Here is a 15884-nt window from a genome sequence, read left to right as displayed (position 1 = left end):
CTTACTCTCCTTGGAGTGTGGGGACGACCATCGGCGTGTCCGTCACCGGGTCCGGGACGATGACGCTCGGCAGGTCGAACACGTCCTTGATCAGCGTGGCGTTCACGATGTCCGCGGGGTCGCCCTCGGCGACCACCCGGCCGTCCTTCATGGCGACCAGGTGGTCGGCGAACCGGCACGCCTGGTTGATGTCGTGCAGCACGGCGATCACCGTGCGCCCCTGATCACGCAGCCTGGCCAACAGGCCGAGCAGTTGGTACTGGTGGGTGATGTCCAGGAACGACGTGGGCTCGTCGAGCAGCAGGTAGGAGGTCTGCTGGGCGAGCACCATCGCCATCCACACCCGCTGTCGCTGTCCGCCGGACAGCTCCTGGACGAAGCGGTCCGCCAGGTCGGCGACGCCGGCGGCGGCCATCGCCTCGGTGACCGCCGCCTGGTCCTGGGGGGACCACGCGGCCAGCAGCGACTGGTGCGGGAACCTGCCGCGGCCCACCAGTTGTCTGACCCTGATGTCCTCGGGGGCCAGCGGGTCCTGCGGCAGGAAGCCGAGTTGTTTGGCCAGCGCCTTGGGCGCGTAGTCGCCGACGTCCCGGCCGTCGAGTCGCACGTGTCCGCTCTCGGGGCGCAGCAGCCGGACGAACGACCGCAGCAGGGTCGATTTCCCGCAGGCGTTGGGGCCCACGACGGCGGTGAACGCGCCGTCGGGGACGTCGAGGCTCAGCCGTGTGGACACCACCCGGTCTCCGTAGCGCAGGGTGATCTCCTGCGCGGTCAGGCGTGCGGTCACGCTCGCCTCACTTCCTTGGTCAACAGCCAGATCAGGTAGCAGCCGCCGATCGCGGTGCTCACCACGCCGACGGGCAGCGCGACGGGCGCCAGCAGCATCTGGGCGAGCAGGTCGGCGCCTTGGAGCAGGGCCGCTCCGGTCAGGGCGGCCGGGAGCAGCGGTACGCCGGGCGCGCCCGCGAGCCTGCGGCCGATCTGCGGGGCGGCGAGGGCGATGAAGGCGATGGGGCCGGCCACGGCGGTCACGGTGGCCGTGCAGCCGACGCCGACCAGCACCATCAGCAGGCGGAGCCGGTCGAGTCCGACTCCGGTGGTCACCGCGATGGAGTCGCCGAGGGCCGCCTGGTGCATGGCGTGCGCCCGGGCCGCCATCAGGGCCAGCAGGACGGCGATGAGCGTGAGCGGGATCCACAGGTCGTCCCAGCCGACGCCGTTGAGCGAGCCCGCGCTCCAGCCGACCGCGGCGATCGCCACCTCCAGTTCGGCGCGGAGCACGATCCACGAGTTGACGGCGGTCATCATCGCGTTGACCGCGATGCCGATCACCACCAGCCTCAGGCCGGAGAAACCGTGTTCGAAGGAGAGCAGGTAGATCACGGCGGCGACGATCAGTCCGCCGGCCACCGAGCCGACCGCCAACTGCGCGGAGGTGCCGGACAGGACGGTGATGGCGACCAGGGCGCCGGTGTAGGCACCGGCGTCCAGGCCGATCACGTCCGGGCTGCCCATCGGGTTGCGGGTGAGGTTCTGGAAGATCGCGCCCGCCACGCCGAGCGCGGCGCCGAAGACCAGGCCGGCGACCACCCGGGGCAGTCTCCATTCCAGGATCACCGGGGAGGGGTCGGTGCCGACCAGGGCGGCCAGCACCTCGCCGGGCGAGGACCAGGAGGCGCCGTAGCAGAGTCCGAGCAGGGCGAGGCCCAGCAGCAGGACGGTCATGGTGAGGCCGAGCACGACGGTACGGGGTTCGGCCCGTACTCCTGTCAGGGCGCTCACAGTGACCCCGCCCCGTAGCGGCGGACGGCCCAGATCAGCATGGGACCCCCCAGGAAGGCGGTGACGATGGCCACCGGCACCTCGCCGGTGGGCAGCAGGACCCGCGAGCCCATGTCGGCGACCAGCAGCAGGATCGGTCCGAGCACCATGGTGTAGAGCAACAGCCAGGGCACCGATCCGCCCGCGGGCCGGCGGACCAGGTGCGGCACGATCAGTCCGACGAACAGGATCGGGCCGGCCACCGCGGTCGCCGCCCCGCTGAGGACGGTGATCAGCACCAGCACGGCGGCCCGGACCCGGTGCACCCCGGCGCCCAGGGTGTGCGCGACGGTTTCGCCGAGGGTCAGGGCGTTGAGCGCCCGGCTGAGCAGCAGCGCCCCGAGGAGGGACACCGCGATGGCGGCCAACGGCAGCGCCAGCGGGGCCTGTTCGCGGGAGGCGAGCGAACCGACGGACCAGAAGCGGTAGCTGTCGAAGACGTCCGGCAGCATCAGCCGCAGGCCCAGGGCGACGCCGCTGAGCACCGCCGTCACCGCCACGCCGGTGAGCACCATGCGCAGCGGTGAACGACGGCCGACCGCGGCGACCAGCAGGGCCGCGAGGACCGAGCCGAGGACCGCGAAGCCCATCTCGCCGGCCTGCCCGCCGGCCCAGCCGAGCGCCGAGCCGACGGTGATGGCGAAGCCGGCACCCGCGGTGACCCCGAGGATGCCGGGCTCGGCCAGGGGGTTGCGGGCCAGCGTCTGGATCAGGGCGCCGGCCACCGCCAGCGCGGCGCCCACCGCGACGGCGAGCAGTGCGCGGGGCAGCCGGACGTCCCGGACGATCACGTGGTCGTCGGTGCCCTGGAAGTCCACCAGGGCCCGGACGACCTCGGCGGGGGGAACCGAGCGGGCGCCGACGCCGATGCTGAGCAGGGCGATCACCAGCAGCAGGACCAGCCCGCCGACGAGGACGCCGATCTGCGGCACGGCCCGCTTGGTTCCCCCCGGCCGTGACGCGTGGCCTGCGGCGGTCACCGGTCCAGCAGCGGCGCGAACGCCTTGTCGACGGCGTCGAGGGTCTTCATGGCCTGTCCGTAGGTCGCGGCCTCGGTGTAGCCGATGGGGTAGGTCTTGCCGGCCTTCACGGCGGGCAGGTTCTTCCACAGCTTCGAGTCCATGACGTACTTGACCATCTCGGGAACGCTGCCGTCGGCCTGGACCGAGTAGGTGATGGCGTCGGCCTCGCCGAGGGAGGCGGGGAGTTCCTCGACGGAGGGGTACTCGCTGACCGCGCGCGAGCCGGGGCCGGGCTTCTTGACCTTGCCGTAGTACTCGGCGCCGATGTCCTCGGCGATGTTGGTGCCCCAGGAGCGGCCGAACTCGCGGTGGAAGGTGCCCTTGGCGACCTCGCCGTAGGAGCCGACGTGTCCGAGCTTCAGCTCGGGCAGCACGGACGCGTACTTCTTGGCCAGTTCGGCGGCCTTCTTCTCGTAGGTGGCCTTCACGCTGTCGAACTGCTTGAGGGCGCCGGCGGCGTCGGCCTGCCGGTGGGAGAGGTCTCGCCAGGCGGAGGGCACGGTCGGGCCGATCGCGACGACCGGGGCGATGGACTCCAGTCGCTTGACGTCGATGTCGCCGAGCACCGGGGCGGGCACGCCGATGACGATGAGGTCCGGGTCGGCTTCGGCGATGGCCTCGTAGTTGGTCTCCGCGGCGGCCTCCCCCGCCACCTTGGTGAGCTTCTTGTAGGCGGCCAGGTCCTTCTCGCTCATCATGGGTTCGCCGCGCTGCCACGAGGAGATGCCGACCAGCGGTGCGCCGGCCTCGATCAGGACGGGCACGGCGTAGCCGGTGGCCACCACGCGCTGGGGGTCGACGGGGATGGTGATCTTGCCGTTGTCGGCGGCGAACACCCGGGTCTTGGCCTTGCCGTCCTTCGCACCCGAGTCCTTCCCGTCGTCGGACGAGCCGCACCCGGCCAGGGTCAGGCTCAACGCCAGGGCACCGATCAGGCCCGACGATCTGCGCACGAACATTGCATTGCTCCTTGAATGGTGAATGGTGAGAGGAACCGCCCGGGGAGGGCGTGGTGGAGGGGCCGCCGGGGTGGGCGGGACGCGGTCGCGTCCCGCCGTCGTGCCGGTGGTCAGTGGTCGTCGTCGAAGTCGGCGACGCCGCGCTTCCAGTAGCCGGTGATGTCGTGGTCGGCCTTCGCCAGCCCCAGGGCGTCACGGGCCCAACGGCGCAGGGGTTTGATCTGCCCGGCCTCCCCCGCCGCCCAGAGGTACACGCGCTCCCCCGCGGGGACGGTCACCTCGGTCACGGCGCCGGCCAGTGCGTCTCCGGTGCCCGCGGGGCGCTCGCCCCGGTGCAGCCAGTGGACCTCGAACCCGTCGGGCGCGGAGAGTTCGATCTCCTCGCCGGCGTCCGCGACTTCGATGAACGCCCAGCCCTTCGCGGTGCGGGGGAGTTCCTCCAGCCAGCGGGCGATGGCGGGCAGCGCCGTGATGTCGCCCGCGAGCAGGTAGCGGTCGTAGTGGTGCGGCACGATCAGACCGCCGGGCGGTCCCGCGACGTGCACCACGGCGCCCGGTCGGACCGAACCCGCCCAGTCGGAGGCGAGGCCGTTCTCGTGCGGGGCGATGTCGATGTCGATCTCGCCCGCGACCGGGTCGTAGCGGCGCACCGTGTACTCGCGCGAAGTGGGCGACGGACGCGGCCACTTCAGCATCGTCCCGTTCGGTTCGGGCAGCCGGAGCGAACCGTCCGGCTCCGGGAAGATCAGCTTCACGTGCTCGTCCGGCGCATGGGCCTCGAAGCCCGCGGCGCCCGGGCCGCCCAGGGTCACCCGGAGCAGTCCCATGCCGACCATGGCGGTCCGCACCACCTCCGTCCGCCGGATGTGGATCGGGTAGCCCACCTTCTCGGGCTCCCGCCCCGCACGGACCTCGGCGATCCGTTCCAGGTGGCGGCCCCGGTGGTCGATCCGGGTCATGCGGTGCCGCCCGTCAGGAGGGCGGTCCAGTGGCCCAGCTGGGGCTGCTCGGCCAGATCGGGGAACTCCAGGGTGGTGGCCCCCGCCTCGCGCCAGCGCTCGACCAGGGTCATGATCCGCATCGAGTCCAGGCCGTAGTCGACGAGGTCCGCCTCGGCGGCGAGTTCGGCCGGGTCGCAGCCCAGCAGCTCCGCCACGTCGGCGCGGACGCGTTCGGGGGACAGCGGCTGGCTCATCGGGTGGCTCCTACGGGAACGGGTCCCCAGGGCGCCCCGGTGGACGGTGGGATCTCGGTCGGGCACATGCGCAACTACTCCTTCCGCGCGAGCGCGGCCAGGGCCGCTCTCAACTCGCGCTTGCTGGTCTTGCCGACGCCGGTCACCGGGAACTCCTCGACGACCTGGACCAGGTCGGGCACCTTGTACGCGGCGATCCCGCGCTCGCGGACGAAGGCCCGCAGTTCCCGGCCGGTGGGCACGGTGCCCGCGGCGGGCACGACGTAGGCGCAGATCCGCTCGCCGAGATAGGCGTCCGGCACCGCGACGACGGCGGCGTCCAGGACCTCCGGATGGGCCATCAGGTGGTCCTCGACCTCTTCGGCCGCCACCTTCTCCCCGCCGCGGTTGATCTGTTCCTTGGCCCGCCCGACCACTTCCAGGTGCCCCGAGGGGGTGCGGCGCACCAGGTCACCGGTCCGGTAGAAGCCGTCCGCGGTGAACGCCGTGGCGTTGTGCTCGGGGGCCCGGTAGTAGCCGCGGATCGTGTAGGGGCCGCGGGTGAGCAGGGCACCGGTCTCCCCCGGTGCGACCTCGGCACCGGTGTCCGGGTCGACCACGCGGACCTCGTCGTCGGGGGAGATCGGACGGCCCTGGGTGGTGAGCACGGTCTCCTCGGAGTCGTCCGGACGCGTGTAGCAGACCAGGCCCTCGGCCATGCCGAACACCTGCTGGAGCGTGCAGCCGAGCGCGGGCCCGATCCGTTCGGCCAGTTCGCGGCCGCACTTGGCGCCGCCGACCAGCAGGACTTCGAGGGAGGACAGGTCCCGGTCGGTGCGGGCGGCGGCCTGCACCCAGGCGGCGGCCAGCGGCGGCACCACTCCGGTGATCGTGACCCCTTCGGCCTCGATCAGCCGGAACGCGGTGTCCGCGTCCGGTCGCGGCGCCATCACGGTGGCGGCACCCGCGTACAGCGCGCCGAGCACCCCCGGCGAGCTGAGCGGGAAGTTGTGCGCCACGGGCAGCGTGGCCAGGTGGACGCTGTCCGGACGCAGGGCACAGATCCGGGCGCTCTCCCGGACGCTGTAGAGGTAGTCGTCGTGGGTGCGCGGGATCAACTTGGACAACCCGGTGCTGCCTCCGGAGAGTTGGAGGAACGCCACGCCCTCCGGGTCGGGGTCGGGCAGGTCGCGCGGTGCGGTCGCGGCCAGCTCGTCGAACTCCTCCGACCCGACGACCAGCACCTGCCGGACGGAGTCCACCCGGGACGCCACCAGGCGGGCGGTCGCGGCGTGGTCGTGTCGCTCGTGCTCGCCGACCGTGATGATGGCGGCGGCCTCGCTGTGCGCGGCGAAGTGCAGCAGTTCGCTGCGTCGGTGCGCGGGCAGCGCGAACACCGGCAGGACGCCCGCGCGCCACATCCCGAACACCACCGGCAGGAACTCCGGGACGTTGGGCAGTTGCAGCACGACCCGGTCGCCGGCCGCGAGTCCGCTCTCGAACAGCCCGGCCGCGATCCGGTGGGCCCGCTCGTCCAGTTCGGCGAAGCTCCACCGCCGGTCCCCGCCGACGACGGCGGTGCGGTCGGCGTGCTCGGCGGCCAGCGAGGAGAGCAGGGCTCCGAAGGTCTGCCCGCGCCAGTGGCCCGCGGCCCGGTAGCGGGCGGCGATCTCCGGCGGCCAGGGCACGTGGTCCACGGTCATCCCGCCTCCTCCACTCCGAGGGCACGCAGCAGCGTGCCGAACTTCGCGCTGGTCTCGGCGAGTTCGGCGGCCGGGTCCGAACCGGCGACGATCCCGGCCCCGGCGGACAGACGGACCGTCCGGTCCGCGACTTCGGCGCTGCGGATGGTCACGGCCCACTCGCCGTCGCCGTCGTGGCCGGTCCAGCCGACCATCCCCGCGTAGTAGCCGCGGTCTTCGGGTTCCAGGTCGGCGATGGCGGCGAGGGCGCCGGCCGCGGGCACCCCGCACACCGCGGGGGTCGGGTGGAGCGCCTCGGCCAAGCCCAGGGCGGAGGCCGCGGGGTCGGTCGGGTCGGCCAGTCGGCCGGTGATCCGCGTGGACAGGTGCCACATGGTCGGGGTGCCGATCACCTCGGGTTCCGCGGGAACCTCCAGGTCGACGCAGAACCGGCCGAGCACCTCCGCCACCTGTCCGGCGGTGTGGGCGTGTTCGCCGAGGTCCTTGGTGGACGCGCGGAGCCGGGCGACCCGTTCGCGGTCCACCGCCGGGTCACCGGACCTGGGGGCGGAGCCCGCCAGCGGGTTGGCCACCACGGTCGCGCCCCGGCGGGACACCAGCAGTTCGGGGCTGGCCCCGACCAGGGTGCGCGGGGCGGGGTCGCCGGGCGCGGTGACGTCGACGGCGAAGCCGTACGCGGCGGGGTCCGCCCGCACCAGGCGGGCCAGCAGGGCGGGCACCCACACCGGGGCGTCCGCGGTCAACTCCAACGAGCGGGCCAGGACGACCTTGTGCAGGTCGCCACGGTCGATCAGCTCCAGTGCACGGCGCACGGCGTCCGCGTAGCGCGCCCCCTCGGGGCGTGGGGTGACCGTCCACGAGGTGCCGGACTCCGCGTCCGGCGCACGGACGGCGGCGGGGGCCTCGGCCCGGCGCACCACGGCGGGCACCACCAGCCCGGTCCGGTCAAAGGGGCGGAACCCGACCGCTCCGGCGACGACGGGTTCGGGCAGTCCCGCGGCGAGCGCGGCGTCGAGCGCCGCCGCCGCGGCGAGCGCCTGCGAACCGGATCCGGGCCGGACCCGGGCGTGCACGCCGTCGGCGAGCAGCGTTCCGCGGGAGGAGGAGAAGAATAACGAGCCGGGCAGATAGGCGGCCAGCAGGTCGGCGGCCCGGTACACGGGCCTCGGGCGCACCAGCGCGGGTATGGACACGTCAGCGGTTCCTTCCTCGGGCACGCGGGTTCGCGCCGCCGTCGACGAACGGGTGCAGCAGGGTGGGGTGTTGATGCGCTCGACCGATGGTCGAACGGTGCGGTCGAGTGCCGGGCCGCCGGAATCCGTCCGGGGTTCCTCGGTCACCCGGGCGGGGCCGCTCCCGTCCCGCGCCGGCCGTTGCCGCCTCGGGGTTCCGGTCGAACCGGTGGGACGCCCGGTCCGCCGGACGACCCGGCGAGCCGTTGGATCGCGCCCGCCTTCCCCCCGTTCCGGGCAAGCATGCATCCCCCGCTTCGCTTAAGTAAGGCTAACCTAATCAGTGAGGTCAGCATACGCAAGGCGAGGCGGGCGGTTGATGACTCCGTGACATATGACGTTGCGTCATATCACCTTGGACAAACCGGAAATGAGCACCGTCCGACACACCCCGGGCCCCGAACGGGGCCCTTGACCGCCATCAGCAGCCTCCCCCGACGGACGCCGCCCTACCCCTCTCCGCGCGGGAACGAGGAGACGCCTCCCCCCTTCGGGCGCACCCGACTTAGTACCACCGCGGTAGACCTCGACCTCCGCACCGACCGGCCGCGGACACCACGCGGGGACGCCACGGGGTGCGGCCGCCCCGCACCGACCCGAACGACCCGTGGGAGTGGAGCGCCCTCGACGTTGCCGTCCTCCGCCTCCGGGAGGACGGCAACGTCGTGCTCCACGACACTCCGGGCGGGCGGTCCGGGCGGCCGACACCGGCGGCGGACCCCCCGAGGCTGGTTCCGCTCCCCCGAACACGCGTGATGCCCCCGGGGCGGCAGTTGCCGCCCCGGGGGCATCACGCGTCTCCTCCCGGTGCTCACCCCGTGCTCGTGCCGCCCCTCCCCGGGCGGCCGGCCGCGGCTTCGCCCACGGTCCAGGCGAGCAGCCCGTACAGGAGTTGTGTGGCACCGGGCATGAAGGCGGAGCCGTGGTGGTAGACGGGGTCCATCGTGGTCACCACCAGGCGGCCGGGCGTGGAGACCCGGTCCTCGTAGAGCAGGACCTCCCGGGGGCCGGGGCCCTCCTTCAGGGTGAGGGCCAGGACGTCGGCGCCCGGCGGCGGTTGGAGCAGGCCGTGGTAGTGCCAGCGGACCGAGCGCTCGGTGAGGTGTCGCCAGGCGGGGTGGTCCGGGGACCGCAGCCGCACCCCCGGGTCCGCGCCGGTGCGCCACCACCAGAAGTCGGTCTCCGCGGGACGGTGGGAGCGCAGTCCGGGCAGCCAGGGCGCGATCTCGTTCTCGCCCAGGACGATCACGGTCCCCCCGCGCTCGGCCACGGTGAGGATCTCGGGGGCCGCCGAGACGAGCAGGGTGGGGTGCAGCCGGTCGCAGACCAGGAGGACGTCGAGGTCCGCGAGGTCGCCCGCACCGAGGTCGGGGAGGTAGTGGGCGCGCGGTCGCCAGAGCCGGACCGCGGGGTCGTCGAGGGTGGCGAGTTGGTGGAAGCTGCCGCCGTGCAGGATGCCCAGGCGTACGGGATCGGCGTGCGTCACAGCCCCTCCAACCAGTCGAGCAGCCGCGGACCGAGGTGGCGGGTCGTGCGGTCCCGGTCGGTGAAGGACAGCAGGTCGTTCCCCGCGTGGGCCAGGACTTCGCCCGCGCCGAGCGGGTAGCCGATGTCAACGGGGAGCCGGTGCGGACCGATGCCGTTGACGACCGTGCCGCCTTCCGGGAGCGCACCGTGGTAGCCCCGGCCGTAGAAGCCGGCGACGCCGACCCGCACGAGCTCCGCGCCGGTGGGGGTGCCGGGCACCCCGGTGCGGTAGAGGAGTTCGTCGAAGTCCACCCCCTCCCAGACGGGGTGCGGGGTGACCGGGGAGATCCGCAGATCGCGCGGTCCCCGGTGGTCGAGGCGTCGCCAGGCCGGGAGCCCGGGGAGGAAGGGCCGGTGGACGTGGCCGTTGACGAGCAGGCGTCCACCGGCGCGGACCCAGTCGGCGAGCAGTTCGGTGCGCGTGCCGAGGAAGACCTGGTCGCAGTTGAGGGAGAGGATCAGCCCGCGACAGCCGTCGAGCCGGGCGGCGGAGAGGTCGTACAGGTCGAAGGTGGGGACCGGCCGGCCGGGGACCGTGCGGTCGGTGGCCGGGGGACCCATCGTCGCCTTCAGGACGCGGGGTCGGGGGGCGGAGCGGAGGTTCACGGGATGCCTTCAGTGGTGCTCGTGGGGCGGGCCGGCCCGAGGTCGGGGACGACGAGGGTGCGCGGGCCCCGGGGGCCGTCGACCCGGTCCGTGGTGACCGGCAGTCCGTACACCTCGGTGAGGAGTTCGGCGGTGAGCAGGTCGGCCGCGGGGCCGGTGCGGACGTCCTCGGGGCCGAGGACCAGGGTGACGTCGTCGGCGAGGTGGAGTGCGTGGTCCGGGTGGTGGGTGGTGAGCGCGATGCCCATGCCCTCGGCGGCCAGCGACTGCAACAGGGTCAGGACCCTGGCCTGGTTGCGCAGGTCCAGCGCGGACACCGGCTCGTCCAGCACCATGATGCGGCACTGGGCCGCCAAGGCCCGGGCGATCAGCACGAGTTGTCGTTCGCCGCCGCTGAGGTGGGCGTAGTCCCGTTCCCGCAGCTCGGTGATGCCGACGCGGTCCAGGGCCTCGTCCGCGAGGTGCCGGTCGCGGCGCCCCGGGGACGCGTACGCCTTGAGCTGCCGGGAACGGCCCATGAGGACCATGTCCGCGACGGGGTAGGAGAAGGTGGCGCCGTGTGACTGGGGGACGTACGACACCGGACTGCCGCTGGTCACCGTCCCCTCGGTGGGGGTGAGCAGACCGGCCAGACAGCGCAACAGGGTGGTCTTCCCACGGCCGTTGGGGCCGAGCACGGCGTGCACGCGCCCCTCGTGGGAGGCGAGGCTGACGTCACGGAAGACGAAGCGCTCGCGCGAGTAGCGGTAGCCGATGGAACGTGCCTCGATCATTCGTTCGTCCACAGTCGGTTGCGGGAGCGGGCCAGGATCGCGATGAAGAAGGGGACGCCGATGACGGCGGTGAGGATGCCCAGGGGCATTTCGGCTTCGGTGGCGGTGCGCGACAGCGTGTCGACGAGGGCCAGGTAGGCGCCTCCGATCAGGAAGGACGCAGGCAGTTGGACGCGGTGGTCGGTGCCCACCCAGAGTCGGGCCAGGTGCGGCACGACCAACCCCACCCAGCCGATCAGGCCGGACACGGCGACGGCACCGGCCGTCATCAGGGCGACCGCCCCGAGCAGCCACAGCCGCGTGGTGCGCGGCGGCACGCCGAGGGCCCGCGCGTCCTCGTCCCCGAGGGAGAGGACGTTGAGCCGCCACCGCAGGATGAGGACGACGACGGCACCCGCGAGCACGGGCACGGCGGCCACCAGGACCTTGCCGTAGTCGGCGGTGGAGAGGCTGCCGAGGAGCCAGAAGACGATCGAGGGCAGCTCCGAGTAGGGGTCCGCGACGTACGTGGTGAAGGAGACCAGCGCGGAGAAGAAGGCTCCGGTGACGGTGCCGCCCAGCACGATCATCAACAGCGGCGACCCGGTGGAGAGCCGTCCGATCATCAGGACCACCGCCAGCGCCGCCAGCCCGAAGAAGAAGGCGCTGCTGACCAGGCCGACCGAGCCCAGGCCGAGGACCAGGGCGAGGACCCCGCCGAAGGAGGCTCCCGAGGAGACCCCGATGACGTCGGGGCTGACCAGCGGATTGCGGAAGACGCCCTGGAGGGCGGCGCCGCCGAGGGCGAGTCCGCCGCCGACCAGCACGGCCAGGACCAACCGGGGCAGCCGCACGTCGAGGACGACGGTCTGTTCGGTGACCGTCCAGGTGCGGTCGACGGGGAGGACCTGGCCGACGAGCATCCGCACGATCTCGTTGGGCGGGACCACGTAGCGCCCCAGGGCGAGCGAGCCGAGCGCCACGACCAGGCAGAGCGCCCCCAGCACGGGCAGACCGCGGGTCCACGGGCGGGCGGGGCGGTCCGCGCCGGCCGCCACCACGCGTTCAGGCGCGGAAGCCGTCATGGCCGGCGCTCCTGGCGTTGAGGTCGAGCCGCAGCACCTCGTCCACCTGGGCGGCGGAGATCCGGTAGTCGTAGAGCCGGTCGAAGGTGCGGGTCAGCTGGGCGCGGAGCCCGTTCGCGGCGGCGGTCGACGGATGCAGGACCTGCGCCATCCACCGCCACATCAAGGGGGACTCGGCGCACGGCGGGTCCCATCGGTACCCGCCCAGCGGGATCTTGTACACCCGTCGGTCGCGCACCGCCCGCACCCGGGAGAGCCGGCCGTCCGCGTAGAGCGCGGCCGGCGGCTTCTCGTCGAAGGCGCTGAGCAGGATGACGTCGGGGTCCCACGCCAGGATCTGCTCCGTGGAGACCTGGGGGCTGGCCGCCTTGAGGTCCTTGGCGGGGTTGACCCCTCCGACGAGCTCGGTGCAGAAGTTCATGTAGCCGCTGCCGTTGTAGGAGGTCCAGCCGTCGGCGGCGGCCCTCAGGTACAACACCTTCTGGCCGGGTCGGCCCTTTCCGCGGACGAGCGCGCCCACCGCGGCCTTCTCGGTGTGCATCCAGGACACGAGGTCGGCGGCGCGGTCCTCCTTCCCGGTGATCCTGCCGAAGAGGGAGATCCAGGTCTCCAACTTCTCCTGGGTCCCGTAGGTCAGTCCGATGACTTTGAAGCCGGCGTTCTCCAAGGGCGCGATGACCTCGTCGCCCATGTCCCCCCACTGGATCACCACGTCGGGCTTGAGTGAGAGCAGCGTCTCCACGTTGGGGACGAAGTCGCTGCCGGAGACGGTCCGGGTCTTCCGGGAGGCGGGGAACATCTCCCCGAAGATGCCCTGCTTGTTGGCGACGAGCGTCGACTCGTTGATGCCGACAATCCGGTCGACGCCGCCGTCGACGGCGGCGAGGATCGACGGGGAGGGGATGACCGTGGTGGCGATCCGGGAGACCGGACCGTCGAAGGAGACCTCGACGCCCCGCTGGTCGGTCACGGTGAACCCGGACGAACCGCTGTCCACGGCCCCCTTCGCGTCCTGCGCCTCGCGCGAGGAGCAGCCGACCAGCACGGTGCCCGTGGCCACCGCCGCCCCGGAGGCGCCGAGCAGCTTCAGGACACCGCGTCGACTGCTTCCTCTCCGGCTGGTTCCGGAACGTGCTGCGGAGCCGTCGAGCAGGGGTGGCACGGGGTCGGGCATGGCGAACCTCCGAACGAGCGAATTAGGTAAGGCTTACCTTACTGATGCTAGATACGGAGGCAGCCTCCACCGGAGGTGCGGCAGCCCGGGGCCGCACCCAACGAAGGTGCATCAAGAGGCGATTGAGGGCGATCAGGGGCGATTTGTGCGCTTGATCACACTCGGTCGGACGATCCGGGCGGCCCTTCGGAAGCGCACGCCCCCGGCGCGCCGCCGACGACGACATCGGGGCCGCCGCTCCCACGGCGGGACGGGTCTCCTCCGTCCGTCGGGGGAGTCGATCGCGCACTCCGCCGGGTGAGCGGGGTCGCGTGGCCGGGGCCTCGCTGATGCCCGCCTGAAGGATCATCTTCTTGACCAGGTTCTCCAGGACGAGGTGGTGTCCGTTGGCGGCGGCGAGCCCGGCCACCAGGTTCTCCGGCGCGTTGGGCTGTTTGCCGTCGTGGCCGCCCATGGTGAACGCGATCAGGTGCAGCCACTGCCAGACGCCCTCGGTCTCGCCGCTCGCCTTGGCAGCGTCGGACGCCGACACCCCCTTCATCGCACCGTTCTGGTCGGGCTTGTGTCCGGTGCGCTGGCCGCCAGCGCTGCTGGGCGAGTTGGTCCGACGTTGCGCGTTCCTCGGGCCGGGCGCCCCGGGTGGACCGGCCTCAGACCCGGGTGTAGTTCTCGGCGAACCAGTCCTGTTCGGCGCGGGAGGTGCGGAGCGTGTCGAGGCAGGAGGCCCTGGGCGGGGCGTCGCCGTCGAGGAGGAGGGGCGGTCCGTGCGGCGGGGGGACGTCGTGCAGCAGGTGGATCATCCACTGCGAGAACCACTGGGCTCGCCGGATCCGGGCCAGGCAGCGTGCGGAGTAGGCGTCGAGGCCCACGGGCCGGTCGTGCAGCAGGTCGTCGACGAGTGCCCGGCCCAGTGCCTCCGCCTCGCACACCGCGAGGTTGGCCCCCTTGGCCGCGGACGGGCTGAGCAGGCTCGCGGCATCGCCCACCAGGAACAAGGTTCCGTGGCGCAACGGGGTGAGCACGTCGGACTCCAGGTCGACCACGGCCCGTTGGAGGACCGGGCCGCGGCGCAGGGGGCCGTAGGCGGCGGAGCGCATCCGTAGCTCCAGCTCGGCCCAGATCCGCTCCTCGGACCAGGCTTCGGCCGGGGTGCCGCGCGGGCACTGGAGGTAGTAGCGGGTGACGTCGGCCGTGCGCGCCATGTGTCCGGCGAACCCCCGGACGTGCACGGCGTACCCGACCGCGTCCAAGCTCGGCGGCGCCGCGACGAGCAGGCCCAGCCAGCTGACCCGGTGGTCGCGGTGGTGGCGCCGGAAGGCGCCGGGCGGCAGGGAGCGGCGGGATGCGCCGTGACGGCCGTCGCAGCCCGCGACGTACCTGCCCCGCCAGTGCCCGGGGCTGCCGTCCGGACCGCGGACGGTGACCGAAGGCCGCGGACCGTCGGCCTCCAGCACGGCGAGCGCCTCGGTGGTGAAGTGGATCCGCCCGCCACCGGCCTCGTAGCGGGTGAGGAGGTCCGCCACGAGTTCCTGCTGGGGGTAGACGGTGTGCGACTCGCCCCGCCCGAGCCGGCCGTAGTCCAGGCGGAACCGGCCGCTCGGGGTGCGGAACTCGCAGACCGAGTGCCGCCGGCCGTTCGCGTGCAGCCCCTCGGCCAGACCGTGCCGGTCCAGGACCCGCACGGCGTTCTCGGCGAAGAACCCGGCCCGGGCCCGGGTGCGGACCTCCGCCCGGGCGGACCGTTCCAGGACGACGCAGTCGACTCCCGCCGACCGCAGGAGGTTCCCGAGCACCAGCCCCGCGGGGCCGGCACCGAGGATGATCACGTCGGCGGTGCCGTGGATGGCGCCGGCTCGTCTGCCCCTCATGCCGGCGGATGATACGCACCCGAGGGGCCGGCGGACGCCGGCATGGACCCCGTGGTGCGGGACCCCGCACGAACGGGGCGGCGCAGCGCGCGCCCGCGGCGGGGGCGCACGTCCGTGGCCGTCCGCGCGCGGTCCCCTCCCCCGCACGATCGGTCACCCTCCTGATGGCATAAGGGAGTTGACGAGAAAGCAGGGAGTTGACGGAACCGAACGGCCCGGCTTGACCCCTGACCGGGCCCGGCTGGGACGATTCGGTCCATGGGCGAAACCATCACCGGAAGCGAGCCGTTGTTCTCCGCCGACGCGGAGATCCACCTCACCGCGGCACCCCTCGACGTCTACGCGGTGGTCAGTGACCTACCGCGCAGCGGGGACTGGAGCCCCGAATGCCGGGGCGGTTCCTGGATCTCCGGAGACCCCTGCGCGGTGGGAGCCGTTTTCCGGGGCGAGAACGTCCGCGCGGCGGAGGTCGTCGCCTGGGCCCCGGTGGTCCGGGGCGCCTGGACGACGTACGCCGAGGTGGTCGCCGCCGAGCCGGGGCGCACCTTCCGCTGGGCCATGCACGACTCGGCCGGACGCCGGCAGGAGAGCGTCTGGGGCTTCGACCTCGCACCGGGCGCGGACGGCGGCACCCTGCTGGTCCACCACTTCCGCATGGACGCGCCCACCGAGGGCATCCGCGGGATCACCGCGGCGATGGACCCGGTCGAACGGCGCCGCTTCTTCGTGGAGTGGGGGGAGAAGATCGCGGACGACCTGACCGCCACCCTGCAACGGATCCGGACCGCCGTCGAGACCCCCGGGGGCTGACCCCCGGCAGGCGGGTCGGCCGGACCCTCGGCGCACCGGGCCGCGTGCACGCGGTCCCGCGCGCCGGAAGGCGGGCGCTCCGGGACGAGGACCGTGCCGTTCGTTCCGCACCGCGGGCGCGTCCGACGTTCCGCCATGCCGATTTCCGCCG

At 73.0% G+C, this 15884-nt stretch carries 16 protein-coding genes; 1 reads left to right on the top strand and 15 read right to left on the bottom strand.

Annotated features, from left to right (window positions below):
• Position 1 precedes the first annotated feature (1 nt).
• The 15 genes from ABT092_RS11175 to ABT092_RS11105 form a co-directional block, all read right to left on the bottom strand.
• Positions 2-787 (bottom strand): ABC transporter ATP-binding protein, encoded by a 786-nt coding sequence (locus tag ABT092_RS11175; RefSeq protein WP_351242274.1) that lies wholly within the window; start codon positions 785-787, stop codon positions 2-4.
• Positions 784-1725, bottom strand: coding sequence for a FecCD family ABC transporter permease (locus ABT092_RS11170; RefSeq protein WP_351242310.1), 942 nt, complete (start codon positions 1723-1725; stop codon positions 784-786). Before ABT092_RS11170 ends, ABT092_RS11175 begins: the two co-directional genes overlap by 4 nt.
• Positions 1726-1778: 53 nt before the next feature.
• Complete coding sequence (locus ABT092_RS11165) at positions 1779-2801, bottom strand: FecCD family ABC transporter permease (protein ID WP_351242272.1); 1023 nt, start codon at positions 2799-2801, stop codon at positions 1779-1781.
• A complete protein-coding gene (locus ABT092_RS11160) occupies positions 2798-3802 on the bottom strand; it encodes an ABC transporter substrate-binding protein (RefSeq protein ID WP_351242270.1) in 1005 nt (334 codons plus the stop codon). Before ABT092_RS11160 ends, ABT092_RS11165 begins: the two co-directional genes overlap by 4 nt.
• A 110-nt stretch (positions 3803-3912) precedes the next feature.
• Positions 3913-4761 (bottom strand): siderophore-interacting protein, encoded by an 849-nt coding sequence (locus tag ABT092_RS11155; RefSeq protein WP_351242268.1) that lies wholly within the window; start codon positions 4759-4761, stop codon positions 3913-3915.
• Positions 4758-4997, bottom strand: a complete 240-nt coding sequence (locus ABT092_RS11150; RefSeq protein ID WP_351242266.1) for a phosphopantetheine-binding protein — start codon at positions 4995-4997, stop codon at positions 4758-4760. The genes ABT092_RS11155 and ABT092_RS11150 overlap by 4 nt, the downstream gene beginning before the upstream one ends.
• 74 nt (positions 4998-5071) lie before the next feature.
• Positions 5072-6679 (bottom strand): (2,3-dihydroxybenzoyl)adenylate synthase, encoded by a 1608-nt coding sequence (locus ABT092_RS11145; RefSeq protein WP_351242264.1) that lies wholly within the window; start codon positions 6677-6679, stop codon positions 5072-5074.
• Positions 6676-7872 carry an isochorismate synthase gene (locus tag ABT092_RS11140; RefSeq protein ID WP_351242262.1) on the bottom strand — a complete coding sequence of 399 codons (1197 nt, stop codon included), beginning with the start codon at positions 7870-7872 and terminating at the stop codon, positions 6676-6678. Before ABT092_RS11140 ends, ABT092_RS11145 begins: the two co-directional genes overlap by 4 nt.
• Before the next feature lie 850 nt (positions 7873-8722).
• The gene (locus ABT092_RS11135) at positions 8723-9397 is read right to left on the bottom strand and encodes a hypothetical protein (protein WP_351242260.1); all 675 of its coding nucleotides are present in this window, start codon (positions 9395-9397) and stop codon (positions 8723-8725) included.
• A complete protein-coding gene (locus ABT092_RS11130; protein ID WP_351242258.1) occupies positions 9394-10044 on the bottom strand; it encodes a hypothetical protein in 651 nt (216 codons plus the stop codon). Before ABT092_RS11130 ends, ABT092_RS11135 begins: the two co-directional genes overlap by 4 nt.
• Complete coding sequence (locus ABT092_RS11125) at positions 10041-10817, bottom strand: ABC transporter ATP-binding protein (RefSeq protein ID WP_351242256.1); 777 nt, start codon at positions 10815-10817, stop codon at positions 10041-10043. The genes ABT092_RS11130 and ABT092_RS11125 overlap by 4 nt, the downstream gene beginning before the upstream one ends.
• Complete coding sequence (locus tag ABT092_RS11120) at positions 10814-11881, bottom strand: FecCD family ABC transporter permease (protein WP_351242254.1); 1068 nt, start codon at positions 11879-11881, stop codon at positions 10814-10816. The genes ABT092_RS11125 and ABT092_RS11120 overlap by 4 nt, the downstream gene beginning before the upstream one ends.
• Positions 11862-13055 (bottom strand): ABC transporter substrate-binding protein, encoded by a 1194-nt coding sequence (locus ABT092_RS11115; RefSeq protein WP_351242252.1) that lies wholly within the window; start codon positions 13053-13055, stop codon positions 11862-11864. The genes ABT092_RS11120 and ABT092_RS11115 overlap by 20 nt, the downstream gene beginning before the upstream one ends.
• Before the next feature lie 22 nt (positions 13056-13077).
• On the bottom strand, positions 13078-13587 hold the full coding sequence (locus tag ABT092_RS11110; protein ID WP_351242250.1) for a hypothetical protein: 510 nt from the start codon (positions 13585-13587) through the stop codon (positions 13078-13080).
• A 118-nt stretch (positions 13588-13705) separates the two neighbouring features.
• A complete protein-coding gene (locus ABT092_RS11105) occupies positions 13706-14923 on the bottom strand; it encodes a 4-hydroxybenzoate 3-monooxygenase (RefSeq protein WP_351242248.1) in 1218 nt (405 codons plus the stop codon).
• A gap of 258 nt (positions 14924-15181) precedes the next feature.
• Between ABT092_RS11105 and ABT092_RS11100 the strand changes: the two genes are divergently transcribed.
• Entirely contained in the window at positions 15182-15733 is a 552-nt protein-coding gene (locus ABT092_RS11100; RefSeq protein ID WP_351242246.1) for an SRPBCC family protein, read from the top strand.
• Positions 15734-15884 lie beyond the last annotated feature (151 nt).

The organism is Streptomyces sp. NPDC002490, from assembly GCF_040296045.1.
Classification (GTDB): Bacteria; Actinomycetota; Actinomycetes; order Streptomycetales; family Streptomycetaceae; genus Streptomyces.
The sequence above is the reverse complement of the archived record's forward strand: the minus strand, read 5'-3'. Positions and strand labels throughout refer to the sequence as shown.